The organism is Bacillus sp. AFS002410 (genome assembly GCF_002556365.1).
Taxonomy (GTDB): Bacteria; Bacillota; Bacilli; order Bacillales; family Bacillaceae_G; genus Gottfriedia.
Window position 1 is genome coordinate 68,753 of record NZ_NUEU01000014.1, and the last position, 25,159, is coordinate 93,911.

The 25,159-nt window shown below is 33.5% G+C and carries 24 protein-coding genes and 2 other annotated features; of the genes, 7 read left to right on the forward strand and 17 right to left on the reverse strand.

Annotation, left to right across the window (positions count from 1 at the left end; genetic code table 11):
- Positions 1–7 precede the first annotated feature (7 nt).
- The 10 genes from ytfJ to refZ form a co-directional block, all read right to left on the reverse strand.
- Positions 8–451: a GerW family sporulation protein gene (ytfJ, locus tag CN692_RS11245; RefSeq protein WP_098119252.1), complete on the reverse strand. Its 444-nt coding sequence runs from the start codon at positions 449–451 to the stop codon at positions 8–10.
- A gap of 12 nt (positions 452–463) precedes the next feature.
- A complete protein-coding gene (locus tag CN692_RS11250) occupies positions 464–970 on the reverse strand; it encodes a DUF2953 domain-containing protein (protein WP_179865483.1) in 507 nt (168 codons plus the stop codon).
- 334 nt (positions 971–1,304) lie between these two features.
- On the reverse strand, positions 1,305–2,888 hold the full coding sequence (locus tag CN692_RS11255; protein WP_098119254.1) for an amidohydrolase: 1,584 nt from the start codon (positions 2,886–2,888) through the stop codon (positions 1,305–1,307).
- Between the two features lie 170 nt (positions 2,889–3,058).
- Entirely contained in the window at positions 3,059–4,633 is a 1,575-nt protein-coding gene (gene mbcS / locus CN692_RS11260; RefSeq protein ID WP_098119255.1) for an acyl-CoA synthetase MbcS, read from the reverse strand.
- 197 nt (positions 4,634–4,830) lie between these two features.
- Complete coding sequence (locus tag CN692_RS11265; RefSeq protein WP_098119256.1) at positions 4,831–5,700, reverse strand: aldose 1-epimerase family protein; 870 nt, start codon at positions 5,698–5,700, stop codon at positions 4,831–4,833.
- Positions 5,701–5,843: 143 nt separating this feature from the next.
- Entirely contained in the window at positions 5,844–6,050 is a 207-nt protein-coding gene (locus CN692_RS11270; RefSeq protein ID WP_098119257.1) for an alpha/beta-type small acid-soluble spore protein, read from the reverse strand.
- An 82-nt stretch (positions 6,051–6,132) separates the two neighbouring features.
- Entirely contained in the window at positions 6,133–7,362 is a 1,230-nt protein-coding gene (gene thiI, locus CN692_RS11275; RefSeq protein WP_098119258.1) for a tRNA uracil 4-sulfurtransferase ThiI, read from the reverse strand.
- Between the two features lie 4 nt (positions 7,363–7,366).
- The gene (locus CN692_RS11280) at positions 7,367–8,509 is read right to left on the reverse strand and encodes a cysteine desulfurase family protein (protein WP_098119259.1); all 1,143 of its coding nucleotides are present in this window, start codon (positions 8,507–8,509) and stop codon (positions 7,367–7,369) included.
- Between the two features lie 79 nt (positions 8,510–8,588).
- On the reverse strand, positions 8,589–10,301 hold the full coding sequence (gene ezrA, locus CN692_RS11285) for a septation ring formation regulator EzrA (protein ID WP_098119260.1): 1,713 nt from the start codon (positions 10,299–10,301) through the stop codon (positions 8,589–8,591).
- A 244-nt stretch (positions 10,302–10,545) separates the two neighbouring features.
- Complete coding sequence (gene refZ / locus CN692_RS11290) at positions 10,546–11,193, reverse strand: forespore capture DNA-binding protein RefZ (RefSeq protein WP_179874422.1); 648 nt, start codon at positions 11,191–11,193, stop codon at positions 10,546–10,548.
- Positions 11,194–11,339: 146 nt separating this feature from the next.
- On the opposite strand from refZ, the gene CN692_RS11295 reads away from it, so the two are divergent.
- Entirely contained in the window at positions 11,340–11,828 is a 489-nt protein-coding gene (locus CN692_RS11295; RefSeq protein ID WP_098119262.1) for a GAF domain-containing protein, read from the forward strand.
- 1,004 nt (positions 11,829–12,832) lie between these two features.
- Complete coding sequence (rpsD, locus tag CN692_RS11300) at positions 12,833–13,435, forward strand: 30S ribosomal protein S4 (protein ID WP_098119263.1); 603 nt, start codon at positions 12,833–12,835, stop codon at positions 13,433–13,435.
- 140 nt (positions 13,436–13,575) lie between these two features.
- Here the strand turns inward: rpsD and CN692_RS11305 are convergent, their stop codons facing one another.
- From CN692_RS11305 to tyrS, 6 genes are all read right to left on the reverse strand, one after another.
- On the reverse strand, positions 13,576–13,944 hold the full coding sequence (locus CN692_RS11305) for a hypothetical protein (protein WP_257131643.1): 369 nt from the start codon (positions 13,942–13,944) through the stop codon (positions 13,576–13,578).
- Positions 13,945–14,078: 134 nt separating this feature from the next.
- Complete coding sequence (locus CN692_RS11310; protein WP_098119265.1) at positions 14,079–14,660, reverse strand: YdcF family protein; 582 nt, start codon at positions 14,658–14,660, stop codon at positions 14,079–14,081.
- A gap of 199 nt (positions 14,661–14,859) precedes the next feature.
- A complete protein-coding gene (locus CN692_RS26700) occupies positions 14,860–14,994 on the reverse strand; it encodes a hypothetical protein (protein ID WP_098119266.1) in 135 nt (44 codons plus the stop codon).
- Between the two features lie 57 nt (positions 14,995–15,051).
- Positions 15,052–16,431 carry a Na+/H+ antiporter NhaC gene (gene nhaC / locus CN692_RS11320; RefSeq protein ID WP_098119267.1) on the reverse strand — a complete coding sequence of 460 codons (1,380 nt, stop codon included), beginning with the start codon at positions 16,429–16,431 and terminating at the stop codon, positions 15,052–15,054.
- An 18-nt stretch (positions 16,432–16,449) separates the two neighbouring features.
- Positions 16,450–16,911, reverse strand: a complete 462-nt coding sequence (locus CN692_RS11325; RefSeq protein ID WP_098119268.1) for a GNAT family N-acetyltransferase — start codon at positions 16,909–16,911, stop codon at positions 16,450–16,452.
- A 51-nt stretch (positions 16,912–16,962) separates the two neighbouring features.
- Positions 16,963–17,207 (reverse strand) — a binding site (T-box leader).
- A gap of 4 nt (positions 17,208–17,211) precedes the next feature.
- Positions 17,212–18,468 carry a tyrosine--tRNA ligase gene (gene tyrS / locus CN692_RS11330; RefSeq protein ID WP_098119269.1) on the reverse strand — a complete coding sequence of 419 codons (1,257 nt, stop codon included), beginning with the start codon at positions 18,466–18,468 and terminating at the stop codon, positions 17,212–17,214.
- 66 nt (positions 18,469–18,534) lie between these two features.
- Positions 18,535–18,766: a binding site (T-box leader), on the reverse strand.
- A 187-nt stretch (positions 18,767–18,953) separates the two neighbouring features.
- Between tyrS and CN692_RS11335 the strand changes: the two genes are divergently transcribed.
- Positions 18,954–19,529: a LemA family protein gene (locus CN692_RS11335; RefSeq protein WP_098119270.1), complete on the forward strand. Its 576-nt coding sequence runs from the start codon at positions 18,954–18,956 to the stop codon at positions 19,527–19,529.
- Positions 19,526–20,251 carry a TPM domain-containing protein gene (locus CN692_RS11340; protein WP_098119271.1) on the forward strand — a complete coding sequence of 242 codons (726 nt, stop codon included), beginning with the start codon at positions 19,526–19,528 and terminating at the stop codon, positions 20,249–20,251. The genes CN692_RS11335 and CN692_RS11340 overlap by 4 nt, the downstream gene beginning before the upstream one ends.
- Before the next feature lie 42 nt (positions 20,252–20,293).
- On the opposite strand, the gene acsA is transcribed toward CN692_RS11340, so the two are convergent.
- Complete coding sequence (gene acsA, locus CN692_RS11345) at positions 20,294–22,012, reverse strand: acetate--CoA ligase (protein WP_098119272.1); 1,719 nt, start codon at positions 22,010–22,012, stop codon at positions 20,294–20,296.
- Positions 22,013–22,192: 180 nt separating this feature from the next.
- Here acsA and CN692_RS11350 point away from each other — a divergent pair, with 180 nt between their 5' ends.
- Genes CN692_RS11350 through CN692_RS11360 form a run of 3 tightly spaced genes read left to right on the forward strand, consistent with a single transcriptional unit; the run spans position 22,193 to position 24,674 of the window.
- The gene (locus CN692_RS11350; protein ID WP_098119273.1) at positions 22,193–22,825 is read left to right on the forward strand and encodes a GNAT family N-acetyltransferase; all 633 of its coding nucleotides are present in this window, start codon (positions 22,193–22,195) and stop codon (positions 22,823–22,825) included.
- Positions 22,826–22,860: 35 nt separating this feature from the next.
- Positions 22,861–23,502, forward strand: a complete 642-nt coding sequence (locus CN692_RS11355) for an acetoin utilization AcuB family protein (RefSeq protein ID WP_098119274.1) — start codon at positions 22,861–22,863, stop codon at positions 23,500–23,502.
- Complete coding sequence (locus tag CN692_RS11360) at positions 23,502–24,674, forward strand: acetoin utilization protein AcuC (protein ID WP_098119275.1); 1,173 nt, start codon at positions 23,502–23,504, stop codon at positions 24,672–24,674. The genes CN692_RS11355 and CN692_RS11360 overlap by 1 nt, the downstream gene beginning before the upstream one ends.
- Positions 24,675–25,159: the final 485 nt, after the last annotated feature.

The window sequence follows — 25,159 nt, forward strand, 5'->3', positions numbered from 1 at the left end:
TTTATATTTAATCTAAATCTGTATCAAAATCTTCTTCAGGTTTATCTGAATCATCTTTTTTCTTCATGTATTTTTTTACTTTTTCTAAAGCTTGTGGCGTTAAGTCCATTAGCTTTTCAATTAAATGCGTATTTTGATCTAAGTGAAGTAATTTAACTCCATCTTTGCTTACAATTAAAAAGGCAATTGGAGTGATTGATGCTCCACCACCAGTACCTCCTCCAAATGGATGTGGACTTCTTACTTCAGCCTGCTTTACACCATCTACAAGATGATAATTTCGAAATTCACTTCCACCAGCTGCGAAGCCAACTCCCACTTTTGATACAGTTAAAATTAAGCTTCCATCAGGTGTTGAAATAGGATCACCAATAATCGTATTAACATTAATCATTGCTGATAAGTTTTCCATTGCTGCGTGCATTAAGTCTCCAATAGGATGTTGACTCATTGTTAATCACCTCTAATTAGTTTCGATTGGATGTGTTGCTTTAAATTCTTTTCTAGTTTTCAAATATGCTTTTAAAAATAATAATCCCGCAAATACTGCCTTTCGTACCGAAAATGAAAACCTGATTTTACCAGTCGTTTCCATTATATTTGTATAATAGTTCGGTGTAATATCGATCGTTGGAGGATGATGTAAAACCGTAAATTTGCTCAATAAGTTTTCTAAAATTCCGATTGCACTATAAGCCGTTCCGATCGATATCCCTGTTAAAGCAGAGTTTCCAACACCAAAATGAATATGGTAAGTTAAATTGTAAATTTGTACAGACCTTAGAAATTTCGTAATGATAGTATGTCCATTCGAATATAGATTTATGAAAAAATCAATTTGTTGAAAGACAGAGATATCCCTTTTCTTCTCTAAATCCGACACATCTTCCTTAACTTCTTTTGGTCTTTTTAAAGGAACTGTAAAGTTAAAATGTATTAAGTTTTTCAAAATAGAAAGTTTAACATTCATAAACCGTTCTTCTTTTGTATAGACACTGTTAATAACTACTTTCATATTAATAAAAAGTACAAAGAGTATTAACAGAAACACTAGGAATGCAATAAAAATTAGAATAGAGTATATATAAAGCAAAAAACCACCCTTTTTTGTAACAGTATAGGCAAACCAGTAACTGGATAAACAAAAAAAGAACGGTAAATTTAAATACCATTCTTTTAGAGTGTTGAACTATTGAGTTGTATTCGAACGATTTGTGAAATTTGTTGATAAAAAAGATTTTTATTGATAAATTATTGGGTTATGTTGATATAGTTTCAATATCTAATGATTGATCATCCAGCCATTAATATCGCTCTTCTGACTTTCTATAAACAATATTTCCTCGGCAAATAGTTTCACTACATTTTACAGATAGTAGACTGTCTGGATCTAACTCAAAGGGATCTTCATCAAACAGAATAAAATCAGCGAAATACCCTTCTTTTATTAATCCTCTTTTGTCATCTTGACCGAATGATGCCGCACTATCAACTGTATAAAGTTTAATTGCTTCGTACAAGCTAATTGCTTCTTGAATATTATAGACTTCTCCGTTTTTTGCTTTTCGAGTAACCGCTGTATAAATTCCTTGCCATGGATTAACTGTATCAATCGGTGTATCTGACCCGTTCGCTAAAGCAATTGATTCATTTAGTAAAGATTTCATCAAGAATGCATAGTGGTTTCTACTATTTCCGATTCGATCTACTAACCATGGGTAATCAGCATATAAAAATGACGTTTGTACATCAACAACGATATTTAGTTTTTTCATTTCCTCAATTAGCTTAGGTGATAAAAGAGCACAATGAATAAATCGATCTGGTAGTTTATCTTTATTAGGATACTTTTTAACTGCATCAATACCTTGCCTTACAGCTAAGTCACCAATCATATGAAATGCAATTGGCAAATTATTTTCACGTGCTTTTTTCGTAATTACTTCTAATTTTTCTGGGGAAGTCACCTGTAATCCAGTGATCCTATTGTCGTCTTCATAAGGTTTTTCAAGCAGGGCTGTTCTACCACCAAATGAACCATCAATAAATGCTTTTACGCCTCCGAAAGATACATTTCTATTTCCGCTATGTAATCTATCTTTAACTTCATCTAAAGTCGTGTGATGAATTAAGACATGAGTATGGAATGGAACTTCATTTAAAAGTTGTTCATATAAATCAATGACTAAATTGGCATTACCATAGTAAGATAAATCCTCCGTAACGGCACCAACAATACCATGTTGATAACAATCTTTTATTGCGGAAATAATTGCTTTTGACAAATATAGATCATCAGGTGCCGGCATTGCTTTAAGGACTAAATTGACAGCTTCATCATACAATAAACCGTTTAACTGTCCATCCTCGGAGAATCCAATTTGTCCACCTTCAATCTGCATATCGTCATTTATACTTGCTTTATTAAGTGCAAGAGAATTGACAAAATAGACATGTCGACAAGTCCTTTTTAACACAATCGGATTTGTATTCGATAATCGATTTAAATCGTCGATACTAAAAGTTGGTATTGAATCCCATTCATTTTCGTTCCATCCCTCACCTATAATCCATTCATTAGAACCTGATTCACTAACTGCTTTTTTCATACGCTCTAGCATTTCACTATATGTACTACATTTAGTCAAGTCGACGCGATTTTTCGCTTCACCATGTCCAATTAAATGTAAATGACTATCAATAAATCCAGGAAAACCAGTTTTCCCATTACAATCAATCTTCTCAAATTGTTCGCCATCTAAATAAGATAATAGCGAATTATATGTCCCAGTTTTTACAATTCGGTCATCTTCCGTAATAATTGACTCTACCTTTTCCCCTTCACTTTCCATCGTATAAAATAAACCATTATACCAAAGCTTTTTCATCTAAAAACCACCATCCCTTTGCTAATTCGTTATTTTTTCCAAACAAAAATAAAGAAAACTCGCCGGTTAGCGAGCCCTTAGGCGTATAAACTTAAACTTTCCCTCACCTTTGTACTTTCTTAATATGAAAAAATGAGGGAATTCCCCCTCATTTTAACATAAGTATTTACTCAATTCGATTCACGTAATTGTTCCATTGCACGCAGCTCTATTCTTCGGATTTTACCAGAAGTTGTTTTCGGTAGCTCTTGAACAAATTCAATTTTACGTGGATATTTATATGGTGCAGTAATTTTTTTAACGTGCTCTTGTAGTTCTGAAATTAAATCTTCTTGATTTTGGGTATTCTCTGTCAATACAACAAATGCCTTTACAATATTTCCACGTAAAGGATCAGGACTTGCAACGACTGCACATTCCTTTACAAGCTTGTGTTGTACAAGAGCATCTTCTATTTCAAAAGGACCAATTGTATAACCTGAGCTAATGATAATATCGTCACTACGTCCATCGAACCAATAGTAACCATCTTCATCTTTTTTAGCTCGATCGCCAGTTAAGTAATACTCACCTTTTTTTTGTGCATTTGTTCGCTCCATATCATTATAATAGTGTTTAAAAAGAGCAGGAGAGCTTAAATGCACTGCAATATGTCCTACTTCATTAAATCCGACCGGATTTCCTTCATCATCCACGATTTCAACTAGGTTACCAGGTGTAGGAATTCCCATTGAACCTACCTTTGCTTTAATGTCCTTCATCGTTCCAATTAATAAAGTATTTTCAGTTTGTCCATACCCATCTCTTACATCAACATTAAAATGTTTTTTAAATGTACGGATTACCTCTTGATTTAATGGTTCACCCGCTGAAACAGCACTTCTTAATGCTGGTAATTGATATTGATCTAAATTATCAACCTTAGCCATAAATCGATATTCGGTTGGCGTACTGCAAAATACTGTTATATTTTGTTCTTTAAGTAATGTTAAGAAAGTATTTGCATCAAATTTCCCTTCATAAAAGAACCCTGTTGCCCCACTTCCTAACGTTGCTAAAAACGGGCTCCAGATCCACTTTTGCCATCCTGGACCTGCAGTCGCCCATACAGTGTCCTCCTCAGTAACATCTAACCAATTTGAAGCAACAGTTCGAATATGCGCATATCCCCAACTGTGAGTATGTACAACTCCTTTTGGATTGCCAGTCGTTCCAGATGTATACGAAATAAATGCTAAGTCATCACTTTTTGTTTCTACAGTTAATACGTGTGCTCCGCTAATCGCTTGATCATTTAATGAAGTCCACACAGTTTGTTGATTATGGATTGTAAATAATTTATATTTTCCACTTTTAGCAATTTCACTAAATGTACCTATATATTCATCATGCGATACAATCGCTTTAACATCACTATGTTCTAGACGATATTGAATATCCTTAACAGTTAACATTTCAGAACCTGGGATGACAACACATCCGATTTTTAAGATTGCTAAATAAACTACATAAGTCTCTATACATCTAGGCATCATTACAAAAAGTTTGTCCCCTTTTTCAATGCCACTATTTTTAAATGTAAAAGCATATTGATGAACTTTATTATAAAGTTCCTTATATGTTATCTGATTGGATTCACCGTTTGAATCAACCCATTTCAACGCTACTTTATCCGTTGTTGCAAATTTTTCAATTTCCCATACTAGATTATATACTTTTGGAGCTATTAAACTTGTTCCGTTCATCTTAGTTAGTCCTCCTTTTGATCATTACTAAAATTATATTTCGAATTTTGCAAAATAGAATAATAATGGTTTCGTTAATTATATCGTCAATTCCTGCTAATTATCGACTATTTTTCAGAAAATTTAAACAAAAATGCACAAAAAAAATAAACCACCTAGATAGATGGTTTCACTTCTTATGATCTAAATCTTTCTATTCAACTACCAACTGTAATACTGTAAGTACAAGTAAACGTTTCATTAGGATTTAAATTTTGAATACCTAGTTTGTTTTTCATTTCTTTTACTGGACCAATTTCATCTGCAATTCCATACCATGGTTCGATGCATAGAAATGGCGCAGTTTGTGTTGTCCATATTCCTACGTATGGAAAACCTTCGAAATTTACTTTAATCATACTACTGTGATTTTTCGAACGAATCGTCATTACATTTTTATTCAGCTTTTCAAATATTAAAGCATCATCTTTAAACAGCTCTCGAGTTAAAGGTAAATTCTTTATATTTTGAGCGATCAGTTCTCTTTTGCCATTTCGATAAGGTCCTTCTAATTTAATTGTTTCTAATTTTTCTTCTTCTTCAAATTGTAAATAATAGTCCTCAAAAGTTTCACCTTCCTTGAGAGGAATATTAAAAGCTGGATGAGCACCTATTGAAAACGGCATTGATTTCTGATCATTATTCGTTACGACATTCTTAATAAAAACAGTATTATCCTTTACTTTATAATTAATATTTAACGTAAATTGAAATGGATACTTTAAAAGGGTTTGTTCACTACTTTTTAACTCATAATTGATTTCATCTTCTTTTAGATCAGTTAATTTAAAATCCATATCTCTTGCAAAGCCATGCTGAGAAAGCTCATAAATATGATTTTCCACTTTATATTGATTATCAATTAATTTACCTACATTCGGAAATAAAACAGGTGCATGTCTCCCCCAATAAGCAGGATTAGCGTTCCATAAATAATTTAGCCCATCCTTTTTATGATAGATACCTGTTAACTCTGCTCCCCCGGATTTAGTTGTAATTCTAATAATTTCATTTTCAATGTATGACATGAACAGGTCTCTCCTTCAATTTATTCTCTCTATTATAGCAAAGATTGATCTCGATACTAAATCATCGAGAAAGAGAAAGACAAAGACAAATAGAAAAGGGGTAGGTTTGACCCTACCCCTTAATCCATAATTATTTAAATTTATTATTTTGAATATCCACCAAGGCTTTGTTCAGCCATTTGTACTAAACGTTTTGTGATTTCACCACCAACAGAACCATTCGCGCGAGAAGTAGAATCAGGGCCAAGTTGTACGCCAAACTCTGTAGCAATCTCATACTTCATTGCGTCTAATGCTGCTTGCGCACCAGGTGCTACTAATGAATTACTTGAATTATTTCTATTTGTCATGTGTTGTCACCTCCTTGTGAATATAGAGTGTGATAAAACACATGACTTCATTCATAATTTTACTGGTAATTTTTAGTAATTATTATAAAAGTGCGTCGATATCGATTTCTTCTTCTTTCGTTGAAGATTGAGTTCGAATCATTTCGTTTTCAAAAATGATTGATTCTCTATTGCTAACGGCTTCATTAATTAGTTCTGTAAAGTCAAAACGACTTTCAAAACGAGCCACTTTGTCACGTTTTGGTTTTGTAGTTGGATTAGATGGAGTGAAGATTGTACAGCAATCCTCGTATGGTCTAATACTAATATCATACGTATCAATTTTCTTAGCGATTTCCATAATCTCTAATTTATCCATCGCTAATAGCGGTCTTAGAACTGGATAATTCGTTACTTCATTGATCGTATGCATACTTTCCAACGTCTGACTTGCTACTTGACCTAAGCTTTCACCAGTAGCTAAAGCTAGTGCTTTTCGATTCATAGAAACTTGCTCAGCAATTCGAAGCATAACTCGTCTCATGATCGTCATAGTGTAGCTTGCTGGCATTTCCTTATGAATCGCTTTTTGAATTTCAGTAAAAGGAATAACATGTAAAGTTACACGTCTACAATATCTAGTTAGTTTACTTGATAAATCCATTACTTTTTGTTTCGCACGATCACTCGTAAATGGAGGACTTTCAAAATGAATCGCTTCAATTGATACGCCTCGTTTTAACAACATATATGCTGCTACAGGACTGTCAATTCCTCCTGAAAGTAATAACATAACTTTTCCGCCAACTCCAACTGGATATCCACCTGCACCATATTCTTCTCCACAAGTAATATACGTAGCATCATCACGTACTTCTACACGAACAGCTACATCTGGATTATGTACATCAACAGTTAAATGATCTGTATTTTGAAGTATATACCCACCAAGCTCACGATTAAGCTGTGGTGTATTTAATGGAAATTGTTTATAACTACGCTGTACATTCACTTTAAACGTTTTAACACTATCACCAAGCTCATTAACCGCTTCAAGAGCACCTACTTTAATGGCATCTAATTCAGTATCAACTTTCCTAGCAAAACTAAACGTATGAATTCCAAAAACTTCTTTTAAATTTGCAGCAACTTTTTCATGGTCTTCACCATTTAATTTTATATACATACGATCACGTGTCGTAGTAATTTTTAGTTTTTCAAAAGCTTTTAAACGTTTACTAACATTTTCTCTTAATATACTTGTAAATCTACCTCGGTTTTTCCCTTTTGTAGTCATTTCTCCATAACGAATTAAAATATATTCTACATTCATGCTGTTACCTCATTACTTTATATAAATTTTTTATTACTTCTTTAATTATGTTATTAAATTGCTCTACTTCATTCATCGTATTTTCATAAGAAAGACTAATTCTGACAGCACTACTCGCAACTTTCTCGCTTTTACCCATACTCTGTAAAACACGGCTGATTTCAAAAGTTTTCGAAGAACATGCTGATTTTGTAGAAATAAAAACATTTTCTTCAGATAGAGCATGGACAATTACTTCAGGCTTTAATCCTACAAATGAAATATTTATTATATGAGGGGCAAAATTTGATTCTGGTGAATTCATTACGGCTCCGTCAATTAGCTCTAACTGTTGAATTAGCCCATTTCTCATCTTAATTAAGTGATTTTTCATCGTTTTTTGTTTTTCTAGCGTAATTCTTAAAGCTTTTGCCATCGCAACTATTCCAGCTAGATTTTCCGTCCCTGAACGAATCTCTCTTTCCTGTGAACCACCTGTCATTAAAGAAGATAATGTTACACCCTCTCTAATATATAAAATCCCCGTCCCTTTTACACTATGAAATTTATGGCCAGAAATCGTTAACAAATCGATTGCAGACTGCTTTATCGTTAACGGAACTTTTCCAATACCTTGTACAGCATCAACATGGAAAAATACTTTTGGATAATCCTTTAATAATTGTCCGATTTCATTTATGGGCTGAATTGCTCCTGTTTCATTATTTACATGAATGACAGAAACAAGTATAGTATCATCTCTTAAAGCTTCTTTTAGTTCCTCGACAGAAATAAACCCATCCTCATTTGGAGTTAAATAAGTTACTTCAAATCCAAGTTCCTCTAACTGTTTATATGCTTCATAGATTGATGGATGTTCAATTTCAGTTGTAATAAGATGTTTCCCTCTTGAACGGTGCATCATGGCAGTACCTTTAATAGCTAAATTATTACCTTCTGTTCCACCTGATGTAAAGATGATCTCTGATGGCTGAACCGATAAAAGCTCTGCAATTTGATTTCTAGCTTTTGACAGTAATTGCTCAGACCGCCCACCAAGTTTATGAATCGAAGAAGGATTTCCAAAAAACTGGTCCGAAACTGTAATATATGTATCTAACACCTCTTTATAAGGTTTAGTAGTAGCACTATTATCAAAATAAATCATAATTCTTCCGTAACCTCCATATTGCTTGAGTCCATTTTTCATTATATCTGAAAACAGACGAAACCCCTAAGATTTGCATCTATAGGGGTAGTGTGTACTTTTGTTCATTTAGTATTTCTTGTAATTTATCAATTGCACCTGGCTCGACATTTTCAATTGAGACAGCAGCTTCTTCTAGAGCTTCATTATATTGGAATTCTCTAAATAACTGTTCTGCTTTGTCCATTGACGTTGCCATTTGTACATTATTACTTCTATAGCGATTTCCATATTGTATTACTTTTTCAACGAAATATCCTTGTTCAATCATATATTTCGTTTCTTTATAACAATCATTTACAGCTGTTGCAGCTTGTTCTAATAAAGACGAAACAGTTGTCATTTTTAATGGTTTTTTCTCTAATTCTAAATAAACCCTTTGCATACTGTCATGAGCGTCTTGAATTTGTTTCATAGAAGAAACTGGCATTCCAGGCAAATTAGAAATTTGAACAAGACGTTTGACCTCTAACATTAGGCGCTTCATATCAATCAGCTGATCGCGTGCTTGCAGTTCATCTTTTCGAAGTGCTTTCAACATTTCAACATACGCTAAATGAGATTCCTTCACTTCTTCCATCTGATTTTTCAATAGATCTAACTCATTTCTTATAACTGAAAATGCAAGATCTTGTTCAGCCACTCGAATTTGTAATAGCTCGAATCGCTTTGTAATGATACTTACCTGCTTTTCAACTAATTTTTGAGCTTTAGTATCTTCATCACTTAGCTCATAAATTTGTTGAACTAATTGAGTCTCTTCTTTTGTTTTCAAATTATTTTCTCTAATTTCTAGAATTTCTTCCTGCGAAGTCCAAATTTCTTTTTCTACTACGTATTTACTCTCAACTTCTTTTTCTAATAAATCGTAGATTGCATCAACTTTTGCTTTTACTAATTCAAGCTTGTCGTTTGCTTCAGTGATTTCAAGCTTTTTAATTAGCTCAACACAGTCGATACAGATTTTTGAACATTCAATTGTTTCATTTTCTAATAACTCAAAGTCAAGCGCATATCCATCTGCTTTCATTTGCTTTAAACCATCTGAAAGATTATGTATTTGAGACGGCATTGTCGTAGTGGATTCAATATATAAATCTGGTATGATTTGCATATTTACTTTTAAAGTATTCACTTCATCACTTATATGCTTCACTAATTCTCTTGCTTCTAAATAATTACCGTTTTCAGTCGTTTCATTAAACAATTGAACTTGTTGCTTTATTTCGTCCATTTTTTCTTCTAACTGAGTTTCAGAGATAGAATATAGATGACGATGTGTTAGTAAAAGTTTTCTTTGCTCAAGATATTCTTGATTTAACTTTTCAATATCTGAATTATTTTGTTCTTCACTACCAACTAAGTCACTTACTTCATTTAGAATTAATTCTACACTTGTCTCAGCTTCATTCAAGCGCGCTTCAAGTTCCGTAATTCCAGCTTTTGCTTTCATGAAATGATACTTGTTAATTGCTTCATCAATTTCTTGGAGTGAATCAGTTACTTTCGGTATAAAAGCTGTAACTATTTCATCCCAATCAGTTCTCCATTTTTCAAAAAGCTCTTCTGTTTGTCCAGTCATATTTAATGCCTTAAGTTTTGAAAGTTCATCCGTTACGGGCTTACTCATTAACTGCATTTTCCATGCCTCTAGTTCATCGAGTCTCTTGTATAAACGTTGTCGAATTGTTAAGGCTACAATCATCAATGCGATAACAATACTAATTACGACTAAAATTACATAGAATGTCATTTCCCTGATGTACCTCCTCTACTTGCCATCTAGATCTATTTATATGTACGTCATTATTTCACTCTTTATTAAGGTCATAGTTAATAATAACATGAGACAGTTGATTTTTGGCCTAATTTTTTCAATTTTTTCATATTTTTATCAAACTATAATATACCCTGTAAAAACTTGTAGAAAATTCAAAATTTCAATCAACGAAAAACGCCTTTCCATTGTGATTGCTCATAATGAAAAAGGCGATCTATTAGGATGAAAGCTCAACATGGCTAATGATATTCTCATCCGTTTCTAGTAGTGATTCAATCCATTTCTCTACATACTCTTTATATCTTTCAAAAAAATACAAGTCATTTTGCTGAATATACAAAACTTCATTTAAATAGCCTGGAAATAAGTATGGTGTAGATAAAAATGATTTTAATTGCACAAAAAAAACTGAAAATGGCATCGTAACTTTTGAATTTGAATAACGAATTGCATCATAAATTTGAGAAAAAATATAACGCTCCCGCGTTAAATAAGTAATCATGATTTCTCGAATAAATACAGAGTCTAATGTTAATTCCCTATAAAAAATCGACGTAGATTCTTTCTTTATATAATAATAATTCAGTACATCTTCAACTAAATCTTTTAAAATTTTTTTTGCATTTTTATCATACAATAATAAACAATGTTGATCTAAAATCTTTACGTAGCCTTCTAAAAATTCTACTATGATATGTTCAAGTAATCCTTGTTTACCTTTAAAATAATATGAAATCGTTGCGATATTAACATTAGCCTTTTTAGAAATATCTCTCACTGAAGTGCCATGATATCCATTAACTTTAAATAAAGTAAGCGCTGTCTCGATGACTTTTCTTTTAGTTGCAAGTTTATCTTGCTCCACACTCGTCACCCTCTTCTACAACATCAATAGCTTAATTAATTAGAGAAATTTTGATAAATTCCTCTACAAATCGGTCGACAAAATTACCAGTATTATTTCGAAATATGCTATGATATTTCACATGAAATAGGGAAAGGGGTCTACAAATGTTTCAAAAAGTCGAATATTCAGGAACGAAAGAACAACAATACAATACTCTTACATCTCAAGTTAAAGCTCTAATCTACGATGAGCATAACTTAATTGCTAATTTAGCAAATACATCAGCTTTATTAAATCAATTTTTAGATAGAATAAATTGGGTTGGATTTTATTTAAAAGATGGCGATCGCGATGAATTAGTTTTAGGTCCATTTGTAGGACTTCCTGCATGCGTACGTATACCATACGGCAAGGGAGTTTGCGGTACATCTGCTCAAACTAAAACAGTTCAAAGAATCGATAATGTACACGATTTCCCTGGACACATTGCTTGTGATGCTGCTTCAAATTCGGAGATTGTTATTCCTGTAATGCACAACGGAGAAGTAGTTGGCGTTCTAGATATCGATAGCCCAGAATTCAATCGTTTTGATGAAGTTGACCAACAATATCTTCAAGCGATTGTTAATTTAATTGAGGAAACAATTCAATAAGAGTTTCAAAAAGAAATCCTGAAAATGGATTTCTTTTTTTATGTTGTTGGAAAGAGAGTTTGTCAAACAGACAGCAATATTTTCAATGTAAAAGAAGCTGTATGATGTTGATTTCCACTACAGGATTCTCGCTTTCCATGGGGCGAGACCTAAGCCTTCTCGGCGCGCCTGCAGGGTCTCAGCCTTCCCGCATCTCCCATAGGAGTCGAGAATCCTTCCGTTCCAATCAAGAACTTCAATAAAAAAAGCATATGATAAAGCAACTTATCAATCCCCTTCACTTAGAGAAAAGCTACGACCTGATATAAGTATTCTGTTTTCAGATTTGTGCTTTTTTACTTACTCATGAAATACTATTTTTCTTTTTTTTGCCTTTTTACTTACTCATGAACCTTCTATGAGTAACATTTTTGTAGGTTTCTGACCTTTTACTTACTCATGAACCCTTTATGAGTAACATTTTTTCGGATTTTTGCTTTTTTACTTACTCTGAGCCTTTTATGAGTTAATTATTTTCTTCTTCTGCCTCTTTTTTTAACTCATGAACCCTCTATGAGTTAATTATTTTCTTCTTCTTGCTCTTTTCTTAACTCATGAACCCTTTATGAGTTAATATATTTCATATTTCCTCTCTCTTTTTAACTCATGAACCCTTTACGAGTATGTTATTACAAGTTTCAACCTTATTTAATTACTCAAATCCTTACATGAGTAATTATTTTCATATTGCGGTATTATACGATTCTTCTCACTTTCATTCGATCTTATCTTTAAAACTGCCCTTGACTATTTTATACTATTTGGTTATAATATTTTTTGTGTAAAATAACGCAGCGTTGTAAGCACAGGCTTGATCTTTATTTTGTTCCTCTACTATTTTAGAGGTGTCATCGCGTAACTCTGGCTGCTGGAGCGAGGATACATGAAAGCAAAATAAACTGACTGGGGCTACACGAACGTTTTTATTTTACTCCAAAATAAAAACTCAAAGGAGGAGACAATCAATGTCTCGTTATACAGGATCTACTTGGAAATTATCTCGCCGTTTAGGCATTTCATTAAGCGGAACGGGTAAAGAATTAGAAAAACGCCCTTACGCTCCAGGTCAACACGGACCAAACCAACGTAAAAAATTATCAGAATACGGTTTACAATTACAAGAAAAGCAAAAACTTCGTCACATGTTCGGTGTTAATGAGCGTCAATTCCGTCGCACATTTGATATCGCTGGTAAATTAACTGGTAAACATGGTGAAAACTTCATGATCTTATTAGAAACTCGTTTAGACAACGTAGTTTACCGTATGGGTCTTGCTCGTACTCGTCGTGCTGCTCGTCAATTAGTTAACCACGGTCACATCATGGTTGATGGCAAACGTGTAGATATCCCATCTTTCCGCGTTAAAATTGGCCAAACTATTAGCTTACGTGAAAAATCACAAAACTTAGCTGTAGTTAAAGAAGCTGTTGAAGTTAACAACTTTGTACCTGAGTACATCACTTTCAACGCTGACAAATTAGAAGGTACTTTCAACCGCTTACCAGAGCGTTCTGAATTACCAGCTGAAATCAACGAAGCTCTTATCGTTGAATTCTACAACCGTTAATAATATCGCTTCTTAGAAAGCGATCAAAACTCCCTATCAATTTTGATAGGGAGTTTTATTTATATAAAAAAAGCCCCCGACTTTACTCGGAAGGGCTACTTATGCGGAAATGAGAGGTGTATTAAAATAACTTTTTTATATTATTTTAATTTCACTACCGCTAGATCATGTTGCAGTGCATTATTACCTTCTTGAGGATCAAATGCAATGTCACTAAGTCCAAATACATTTACGATAACATCACGATCTTTCGGATGAAGAATTCTTACTTCATAAGCAAATAAGTTTGGTGGAAGTTGGAAAGATCTAAATGTTCTGTATTGATTTGGCGGAATTGTTATTGTAGTTGGATCAACCATCGGAAGAATAACTGGTGAACCACTTGACCAATCAAACATAAAAACACTCACTGAACGAGAGTCATCCGGGTCAAGATTAAGAGCTTCTACTGTCAAGAACTGAGTATCAGAATGTCTTCTTAATACCCCTGTTGATAAAAATTTTGACATCAACGTCACTCCTTTCATATTATTTGGACAAGCAAATCCATATAATATAAAATGTTTCATTTAAAAAAATGAAATGGACATTGGTACAATTACTTAATAGTTTTTTAAAAAATGATAGATTGCCTATTTTCAACTCATATTTGTTTATAGTATATTGCTTTTAAAATGGATAAACATTCTCTAAAATACGCTGTTGGAATAATCACTCTTGGTGTTTTTGCCGGAAGACCAATCACATTTAAACCTTGTTTTTTAGCTAATTTTAGAGATCTAAATAAGTGATAATCATTTGATACAACGATCCCTTTTGCGTTTGCATTATTTATAAGCTTTTTGGAGTATTTCATATTTTCATAAGTATTAGTGGATAAATCTTCTTTAATAATTCGATCTTCTCCAATACCCAATTTAATTAATTCACCCTTCATACACTCTGCTTCTGATATTAATTCATCTTTTCCTTTTCCACCTGAAACAATAATTTTTGCACTAGTATTTTCTTTTGCATACTTTGCCGCTGTTTCAATCCGATAGCGTAGCGCTCTAGTAGGCTTATCTTTTTTCAAACCAGCCCCTAGTACAATAACATACTCAGCATCTTTTGGAACCTTATGCTTATATTGCAGAAAACTATTTGCACCAATGAATACGATGCAAAATAAATAACCTAATATTCCAATTAATATTGTATATGTAATTAATTTAAAAAAACCCATTATATTTATCCCCTCAAATCAATTTAATATAAATTCTATTTTATCGAAAAATTAGGCGAATTTCATTAATATTTGATATGTGACATAAATCTTTAACATTCAGCTTCTAAAGAACTAGGTATATGTAACATAGAAAAATCCCTTTTAAATGAGTATCAACTCACTATAAAAGGGATTAGACTTAAATATTCTTTATAAATTATCTTGGGTACTTTAAGTCCATTGGATTTTGTTGATCCTTAGAAAGTCTCTTTTGGTGAGCTTTCGTTTTAGCATCTACATGATTTGCATCACTTGGACGATTTTTCTTTGAACCACCAGCTGCATGACTCATTCTTTTCCCTCCATTAACCAGTTCGTACAAAAACTAGTTTACGTAGAATGAATTTGTTTATGCGGCATTTCTTGAATTTTCACCTTTAATTTCTGTCTTTAAACCTTTACCCAATAGAGCAGCTACTATACTAAACAATGGAGTAATAAACAACACGAACGAAAATGGTAAATAATCAATAACCGGTACTCCTAATGTTGAAGCAAAGAATGCTCCACTTACACTCCAAGGTACGATTGGGTTAAAAAGTGTACCCCCATCTTCTAATGCACGAGATAAATTTTTAAGCGGAATATTTTTATTGATAAAAACATCTTTTAATAATTGCCCAGGAAGTAGAATTGAAAGGTATTGTTCACCTGTTAATAGGTTCACACTCATTGCAGACAATGTACTAGCAACAATAACATTTCCACTACGTTTTAAGTTAGACAACGATTGGATTAATGTTTCGAATACTCGTAACTCCTGTAATAATCCACCTAAAGCTAGAGCAATAAAAATCAATGAAACAGACCACATCATTGATTGTAATCCTCCACGGTTAACAATTGAATTAAGCATTTCATTCCCTGTATCTAATTGGAAACCATTTTGTAATGTTGAGAACACTTTAGTAAGTGTAATATCTTTTTGAATGAAAAATGATAAAACTAATGAGCTAACAATACCAGCTGTCATAGTCGGTAAAGTTGAAAAACCTTTAAATGCCATAATAAAAACAATTAAACATGGAATTAATAATAAAGGATTAACTTCAAAGCTAGAAGAAATTGCTTTTTTCATTTCAGTTACTTGCGCCATATCTGTATTTCCATGCCCCATACCAATGATTAAAAATAAAATAACAGTAACAATTAAGGCTGGAATTGTTGTATATGCCATGTGGCGAATATGTTCATTGACCTTAATGCCTAAAATACTTGGAACGAAATTCGTTGTATCGGAAATGGGTGACATTTTATCCCCAAAACATGCGCCACTAATAATTGCACCTGCTGCAATTGCAGGAGGAATTCCCATAATATGAGCAATTCCCATTAAAGCCACCCCAACTGTAGCAATTGTTGTAAATGTACTCCCCGTAAAACTAGCAACAATAATAGTAATAAATATGGCGCTAATCGCAAACCACTTAGCTGAGAGAACAGAAATTCCGTAAAATAATAATGTAGGAACTGTACCACTAAGCATCCAAGAGCCAATTAATAAACCAATCATCATTAAGATTAAAGTTGGTGACAATCCATTTTGAATTCCTTTTTTCATACCACTTTCAATCTGTTCCCACTTGAATCCTTTAAATAATCCAAATATAGCTAAACTAACTACACATAATAGAAGCGGAATTTGCGGATCAGTCTTTAAAAAGACTAGACAACTAGACATAATAACGGTAAACAGTGCGATTAACGCACCTAATTCTATGTTTTTCATTTTATATACTCTCCCTACTTATACATCCATATATACGTGTTCACGAAACTTTACAAACCCTAATTTCTCATAAAAACTTCTTGCATTTTTATTATCGATCCAGTAATCTAATTCAATTCTTGATAGATTATGATCGCGTGCAAACGAGGCAATTTTATGAATTAAAAATGAACCGTAACCTTTATTTCTTTTTTCTTCGTTTATACTTATTTGATGAACATACCCTAGCCTAAAAGCTTTTTTAATAGGTCCTTCAGGAATATCTTTTACTTCAATCCAAGCATAACCAATTAGTTCTTCAACATCTTTAACGATGAAAAAATGATGCTCCGGTTTATCTACTACACTCTTAAAAAACTCAGTCATTTCAGCTAAATTGTGAACCTTAAAAAATTCTGGAAACAATTCAGCATGTAGATTCTGAACACCTTCATTGAGTTTTGCCAATATTCCGTAATCTTTTGTTGCAAATATCTCCATGATTCCTCACCTCTTAAAAAAAATACAAAAAAAAGAGGCCTCCCTATTAAATATAGGGACGACCTCAATCGCGTTACCACCCTAGTTATAAGAAATACATACTTAAAACTAGTACTTTTCCTTATCACTCGAATCTGTAACGTAGACTTACGTTCTTTCCTTCATTAGATGAACTAACTACGAAAAGAAAACTCCCGAAATGTAATTCATTTGATTGTGCAGACGAGTTTTCACCAACCACTCGCTCTCTGAACTGCTCCCAATCAAATTACTGCTTTTTCGTTCACTGTTTGTTCGATATTATAATGTCACCAAGTGGTATTTCTTTTTACCACGACGGATAATGATAAATTGTTCTTCAATTGCATCTGATTTAGATAACACTTTTGCAACGTCCTGAATACGATCTCCATTTACATAAACAGCACCGTTTTGAACATCTTCACGTGCTTGACGTTTTGACGGAGAAATTTTTGCTTCAACTAGTAAATCTACTAAGCCTTTTTCTGCATCACTTAAATTAAATGAAGGTACATCTTTAAAACCTTGTTTAATTTCAGCAGCAGTTAATTCTTTTACAGTTCCACTAAATAGTGCTTCTGTAATTTTAATTGCCTGATCAAGAGCTTCTTCTCCATGAACTAATTTAGTTACTTCAGCAGCTAATGCTTTTTGAGCAACACGTTGTTCAGGTGCTTCATTAAATTGTTTCTCAAGCTCTAAAATTTCCTCTTTTGATAGGAAAGTGAAGTATTTCAAGTATTTAACTACATCACGATCATCTGTATTAATCCAGAATTGGTAGAATTCGTATGGAGTTGTTTTTTCAGGATCTAACCAAACTGCTCCACCTTCAGTTTTACCAAATTTAGAACCATCAGCTTTTGTAACTAAAGGTACTGTAAGTCCAAATGCTTTTGAATCCTCTTCTGTTTTACGGATTAATTCCATACCAGCTGTAATATTACCCCATTGATCACTACCACCAATTTGTAATTTACAGTTATGGTCTTGGTATAATTTTAAGAAGTCATATGATTGTAAAATCATGTAACTAAATTCAGTAAACGAAATACCTGCTTCTAAACGAGATGCAACTGAATCCTTCGCAAGCATGTAATTTAATCCGAAGTTTTTACCGATGTCACGTAAGAAAGTAATAACATCTAGTTCCCCAGTCCAATCATAGTTATTAACTACTTTAGCAGCGTTTTCACCCTCAAAGCTTAAGAATGGTAATAGTTGTGTACGAATTCTTTCACTGAACAATTTTACTGTATCAGCAGTATTTAACGTACGCTCTGCCTTTTTACCACTTGGGTCACCGATCATCCCTGTTGCGCCACCTACTACTCCAATTGGTTTATGACCTGCAACTTGAAATCTTTTTAACATTAAAACTGGTAATAAGTGTCCAATGTGTAAGCTATCACCAGTTGGGTCAAAACCACAATATAATGAAACAGACTCTTCGCTTAATAATTTTTGTAGACCTTCTTCATCTGTCATTTGATTAATTAATCCACGAAATTCTAAATCTTGTAAGATATTTTCCATTTTTAGTCCACCCCTTCGATCATCTATACGTCGTCTAAACAAAATAAAAAGTCCCTACTGTTAAACAGTAGGGACGAATAATTAAAATCGCGGTACCACCCTAGTTGTAGCTAAAAATTAAGCTACCTCTCAAACAATTAACGGCTGTTAACCGTTCTAATCCTAATTTGTAATCGATACAAATTTCGAAAAAGAATGCTCCAGGGTGTAATTCATGTCAATGTTTGTGCTAATTCTCACCAACCATTAGCTCTCTGATCCAATACATTCACACTACTAAGCCTTTCAACGCTCAATATTAAAATGTTATGAAACATTTATAACATAAATAAAACGTTTTAGTCAAATAGATAATTAATTATTTATTAATTTTATATAAATTGTCATGCAATTTTTGAATAAAAATGCTTTAAATCAAATAATATGGTTAAATATTAATATTAACATCTTTAAAAATACATATTTTGGAAATGGAGTGTTTTTACTTGAAAAATAAAGGTATGTGGATTGCTTTAATAATTGTAGTAGTTCTAGTCCTTATGGGTGTTGGTAGCTATAATGGCTTTGTTACAAAAGAAGAGACTGTAACAAATAAAATGTCTCAAGTCGATAATCAACTTAAACGTCGTTCAGATTTAATACCAAACTTAGTAAATACAGTAAAAGGATATGCAACACAAGAAAAAGATGTGATTGCTTCTGTAACAAATGCACGTGCAAAATTAGCTGGCGCACAAACAACAGCTGAAAAAAGTAAAGCTGACCAAGAATTGTCTGGAGCTCTTAGTCGATTATTAGTAGTTGTAGAAAACTATCCTGATTTAAAATCAAATCAAAATTTCCAAGCTTTAATGGATAGCTTAGAAGGAACAGAAAATCGATTAGCTGTTGCTCGTAAAGACTATAATGACGCTGTAACTGATTACAATCAAAAAATTAAAAAATTCCCAGGTGTACTTGTAGCTGGAATGTTTGGTTTTGAGAAGAAGGATTACTTTGTAGTATCTGAAAAAGATAAAGCTACACCAGAAGTTGATTTTAGTGGCGATGGTAATAAATGAGAAAATTTCTCTCATCAATCTTCCTAATAGGATTTCTTTTTTCCTTTGCAACTGGAGCGAGTGCTGAAATTAAAGTACCCTCTCAAGTAGGTGACATTTATGTACAAGATTATGCAAATGTTCTTAACAGAGAAGATACACAAACGCTCATTCAATTAGGAAAAAAATTAGAAGATACTACTTCCGCTCAACTTGCAGTTTTAACAATTCCAAGTTTAGAGGGAAATGATATTAAAGAATATGCTAATACAGCATTTCGAAAATACGGATTAGGTAATAAAAAGAAAAACAATGGTGTTCTTCTGCTTTATGCCAAAAAAGACAGAGAAATAAGAATTGAAGTAGGGTATGGTTTAGAAGGCGTTGTAACAGATATCCGCACTGGAAAAATACTCGACCAAAGTGCCATTCCATATTTAAAAAAAGGTGAGGAGTCTCTAGCAATAACGAACACATACAAATCATTGTATAACGTTATTTTAAAAGGCTCTGATCAAACTGGTCATTCTAAAACTAGTACTTTATGGGATAATTTAAAAGTTTTCATTATCATTGCGGTTGTGATCGTAATCATCATCATTGATATGATGTTCTTCAATGGAGTACTTACTTACTTCATCATAAATTTATTACCGGCTCTTTTAAATTCATCAGGCGGTGGCGGCAACAGAGGCGGTGGCGGCGGAAGTTCCGGTGGCGGTGGCTCCGACCGGAAATTTTAAGCAACAAAAAACCATTGGAAAATTTTCCAATGGTTTTTTTTATTAATCTTCCATAGTTGATAAGTCACCTGTTGGAAGGTCTAACTCCCAAGCTTTTAATACTCTTCGCATAATTTTTCCGCTTCGAGTTTTTGGTAATTTATCTCGGAATTCTATTTGTCTAGGTGCTGCATGAGCTGCTAAACCTAATTTAACGAAATTACGAATTTCTTCCTTCAACTCATCTGAAGCAACAAATCCATCTCTTAAAGCAACAAATGCTTTAATAATTTCACCGCGTACTGGATCTGGAATGCCGATTACACCTGCTTCTGCAATCGCCGGATGCTCGACAAGCTTACTTTCAACTTCAAATGGCCCTACTCGCTCACCAGAAGTCATAATTACATCATCTACTCGTCCTTGGAACCAGAAATATCCATCCTCATCCATATAAGCTGAATCACCTGAAACATACCACTCTTCATTTAAGAAATATGATTGGAATTTTGCTTCATTATTCCAAATTGTATTCATCATCGATGGCCAACCCTTTTTAATTGCTAGATTTCCCATTGTATAAGGAGCAACTTCATTCCCGTTGTTATCCACAATTGCTGCTTCAATGCCAGGGAATGGTTTACCCATTGAACCTGGGCGAATTGTCATACATGGATAGTTACAGATTAGTGAAGCTCCAGTTTCTGTCATCCACCAGTTATCATGAATTCGTAAATTAAATACTTTCGCACCCCAACGTACTACCTCAGGATTTAAAGGCTCACCAACACTTAAAATATGACGAAGAGAGCTTAAATCATATTTCTTAATAGAATCTTCTCCAGCACCCATAAGCATGCGGAATGCTGTAGGAGCACTGTACCAAACCGTTACACCAAATTCTTGGATTGTTTCATACCAAGCATCTGGACTGAAGCGTCCACCTAAGATTACGTTAGAAGCACCATTTAACCACGGTCCAAAAATACCGTATGATGTACCAGTTACCCAACCTGGATCCGCTGTACACCAATAAACATCATCATTTTGTAGATCCGTCACCCATTTACCAGTTTGATAGTGTTGGATCATTGCTTGTTGAACATGAAGAACTCCTTTTGGTTTGCCAGTTGAACCAGAAGTATAATGTAAAATTAAACCATCATGACGATTTAACCAAGTAATCTCAAAATCCGTTTTTGCCTCTTTATAACGAGTTTTGAAATCTACAAATTTACCACCTTCTTCAATATCATCACCGATAAGGAAGATTGTTTTTAAAGCAGGTAAATCATTAACTGGTACACGTGATAATAATTCAGGCGTTGTTACTAATACCTTAGCTTCACTATCTTCTAAACGATCCTTCACTGCACCTTCCATAAATGCTTCAAATAAAGGTCCAACAATAGCACCTAATTTTAAAGCTCCTAAAAGAGCAAAATATAATTCAGGTTGACGAGGCATAAAGATAAATACTCGGTCACCTTTTTCAACATCACCGAATTGCTTTAACACATTAGCAGCTTTGTTTGAATTATTTTTCATTTCTTCAAAAGTATATTTTTCATTTCTCTTATCATCTTTGTAATACAATGCGACTTTATCTTTACGATCAGAATTTGCATGACGGTCAATCGCCTCGAAAGCTGCATTATATTTTTGTGTTGTATACCAAGAAAACTCTTTTTCTACATCTTCCCATTTAAAATTTTTATAAGTTTCCTCATAGTTTTTTAAATTAAATTGCCCGTTTTTTACAGGAAGCGCTTCCACTTTCATATAAATCCCTCCTTGATATTCTCTACTATCATTATACATTGATAAGATTAAATTTTCAGTATTTTTAATAAATTAGACATTATTTACTATTAGACATCCACTGATTTTTTTCCTGTATGTCTTTTCTGCATTTTTTAGTATGATATAAAAAAAGGTGTATTCTACAGGGAGTGAGATACATTGGATCACCCAAAAAAATATTTTTCAAAAACGATTCAAACTGAGCATGGTGAGTTAATTATAGAAGGACCAGTCGAGTCTGCCTTACTTGAAACATACCGTTTTCATGAAAACTTAACTTCTTTTAGACAACCCGAACAACAACATAAAGCAGTTGTTGAAATTGCTAGTTTACCTGAAGCAAGAATAATCATTGCTAGACTTAATCAAACAATCGTAGGATACGTAACATATTTATATCCAGACCCACTAGAAAGATGGTCGAAAACTACATTAAAAAATTTAATTGAGCTTGGAGCAATTGAGGTAATACCTGAATTCCGAGGTTTTTCGGTTGCCAAAAACATGCTTATTCTATCAATGCTAGATGATGCAATGGAAGATTATATTATTATCACAACTGAGTACTATTGGCATTGGGATTTAAAAGGCACAGGATTAAATGTATGGGAATATCGAAAAATGATGGAAAAAATGATGAATGCGGGTGGACTGATTCAATTTGCAACTGATGATCCTGAAATCTGTTCACATCCAGCAAACTGTTTAATGGTTAGGATTGGAAAACGAGTAACAACTGAACAAATTCAAGCGTTTGACGCTTTACGCTTTTTACAAAGATATATGTACTAATTGAACTTTAATCTCGAAAGGTAGGATTTAATCGAATGCTTATTCAAGATATCATGCGCAGTTCAAACATTACGTTAAAAAAGGAAAATACAATCGGTGATGCAGTTACGATTTTTCGGACAGGAGAAGTTCGTCATATTCCAATTATTAATGACGACAAACAAGTAATTGGAATCATTTCTGATCGTGATGTCCGAGATGCTTTACCTTCGACATTATTTCAACAAGCCAGTTCGACTGTTCTTGAATTACAAGTTGAAAAAATTATGACGACTAATGTCATAAATTGCAGTCCAATAGACTTTGTAGAAGAAGTAGCAACCTATTTCTATCAATATAAAATAGGCTGTTTACCAGTAGTATCTAGCGGAAAATTAATAGGAGTCGTTACTGAAATCGATGTATTACATACATTAGTAACTTTAACAGGAGCATATCAGCCTAGCTCCCAAATCGAGATCTTAGTCCACGACCATCCAGGTATTTTAAGTGATGTAGTAAACGTATTTTCAAAAGAAAATATTAATATCGTAAGTGTCCTAGTCTATCCTGCAAAGGAAACTAATCATAAAGTTCTTGTATTTAGAATACAGACAATGAACCCCATCACAATCATTCAAACTTTAAAAACTGAAGGATATAAAATCCTTTGGCCAAATGAAGCGAGTGAATCATGATGAAAAAGGATGCCTATTTAGTTTATAGCGAAGAATACCATGCATATCAGTTCAACGAAAAACATCCATTTAACCCGATTCGCTCTCAATTAGTTTATGAATTATTAAAATCTAGTAATCTATTAAATGAACACGATATTATTCCACCCAGATTAGCAACAGATGAAGAACTTCTTCTTTTTCATGATTTACAGTTTATTGAACAAGTAAAAAAAGCAAGCCGCGAACCGGTTAGTGCTAATATCGCTGAACAATTTGGATTAGGCACTGAAGATACACCAATTTTTAAAAATATGCACGAAGCTAGCTCACTAATTGTTGGTGGAACACTAACTGCCGTTGACGCAGTTTTAGAAGGTAAATCTAATCATGCTTTTAATTTGGGTGGTGGGCTCCATCACGGTTTTAAACGAAAAGCCTCTGGTTTTTGCGTTTATAACGATTGTGCCATCGCGATCAAATACATACAAAAAAAGTACGGCTTAAAAGTTCTATATGTAGATACAGACGCACACCATGGCGATGGAGTTCAATGGGCATTTTACGATGATCCAACTGTTTGCACATTGTCCATCCATGAAACAGGTAGATATTTGTTCCCTGGGACAGGTGCTGTAACCGAAAGAGGACAAGGCCAAGGGTTTGGTTACTCATTTAATCTCCCAATTGACGCATTCACTGAAGACGATTCATTCCTATCAAGCTATAAAAAAGCTTTATCTGATATAGCACAATACTTTAAACCAGATGTTATTCTCACACAAAATGGCTCTGATTCACACTGTTACGATCCATTAACACATCTCTGTACAACAATGAAAACATTTGAAGAAATCCCAAAAATAGCGCACGAAATCGCCCATAAATATTGCAACGGAAGATGGATCGCAGTTACCGGCGGAGGATACGATTACTGGAGAGTAGTACCAAGAGCCTGGTCACAAGTATGGCTAGCCATGACAAATCAGCAACCAACTTCCGAACTAATACCGGGTAATTGGCTTGAAAAATGGCAGAAAATTGCTAATGTTAAGTTACCCACAACATGGTCAGACGACCCATCAATCGTAAAACCCATCCCAAGAAAAAAAGAAATCGAAGAATATAACGAACAAATATTATACCGTGCACTTGAGCCATTACACATTCAACAAAAGAAACCATTTATTTAAATATTACGCGCTGTCGGAGGGGTATCTCGACAGCGTGTTTTGTTTTAAGGAGAAGCTTCTTCCTTCATTACTAGATTTCAGCGGAGATTTGGAGCAATTTTAGATAGAATAAGAGCAAATTTGCTAGTTTTAATTTAAAAAAGACCTTCTTTTTGGAAGAAATGCCCTTACCGGTATAATTCTATTTACAACCTACTAATTTATGGACATTGCTCCAGAGGGTATATCATTAGTATTCTTAATTTGCTTTACCTATTTTTCATAGAAATTAAGTAGTTTTAACTTATATCCGTCTCATTTTAGATCGAACCAGAATAAATTTGCTAGTTTCATACAAAGAATGCTCTATTTAAGTTAAAATTGGCGTGAAATACCCCTATCGGTATATGTATTTTATTAACTTATTTGCGAATCTCGGATTTTAATTGCGATTCCTCATTTTTATTTGCGATTCCTAGATTTTAATTGCGATTCTTCTTTTTTAT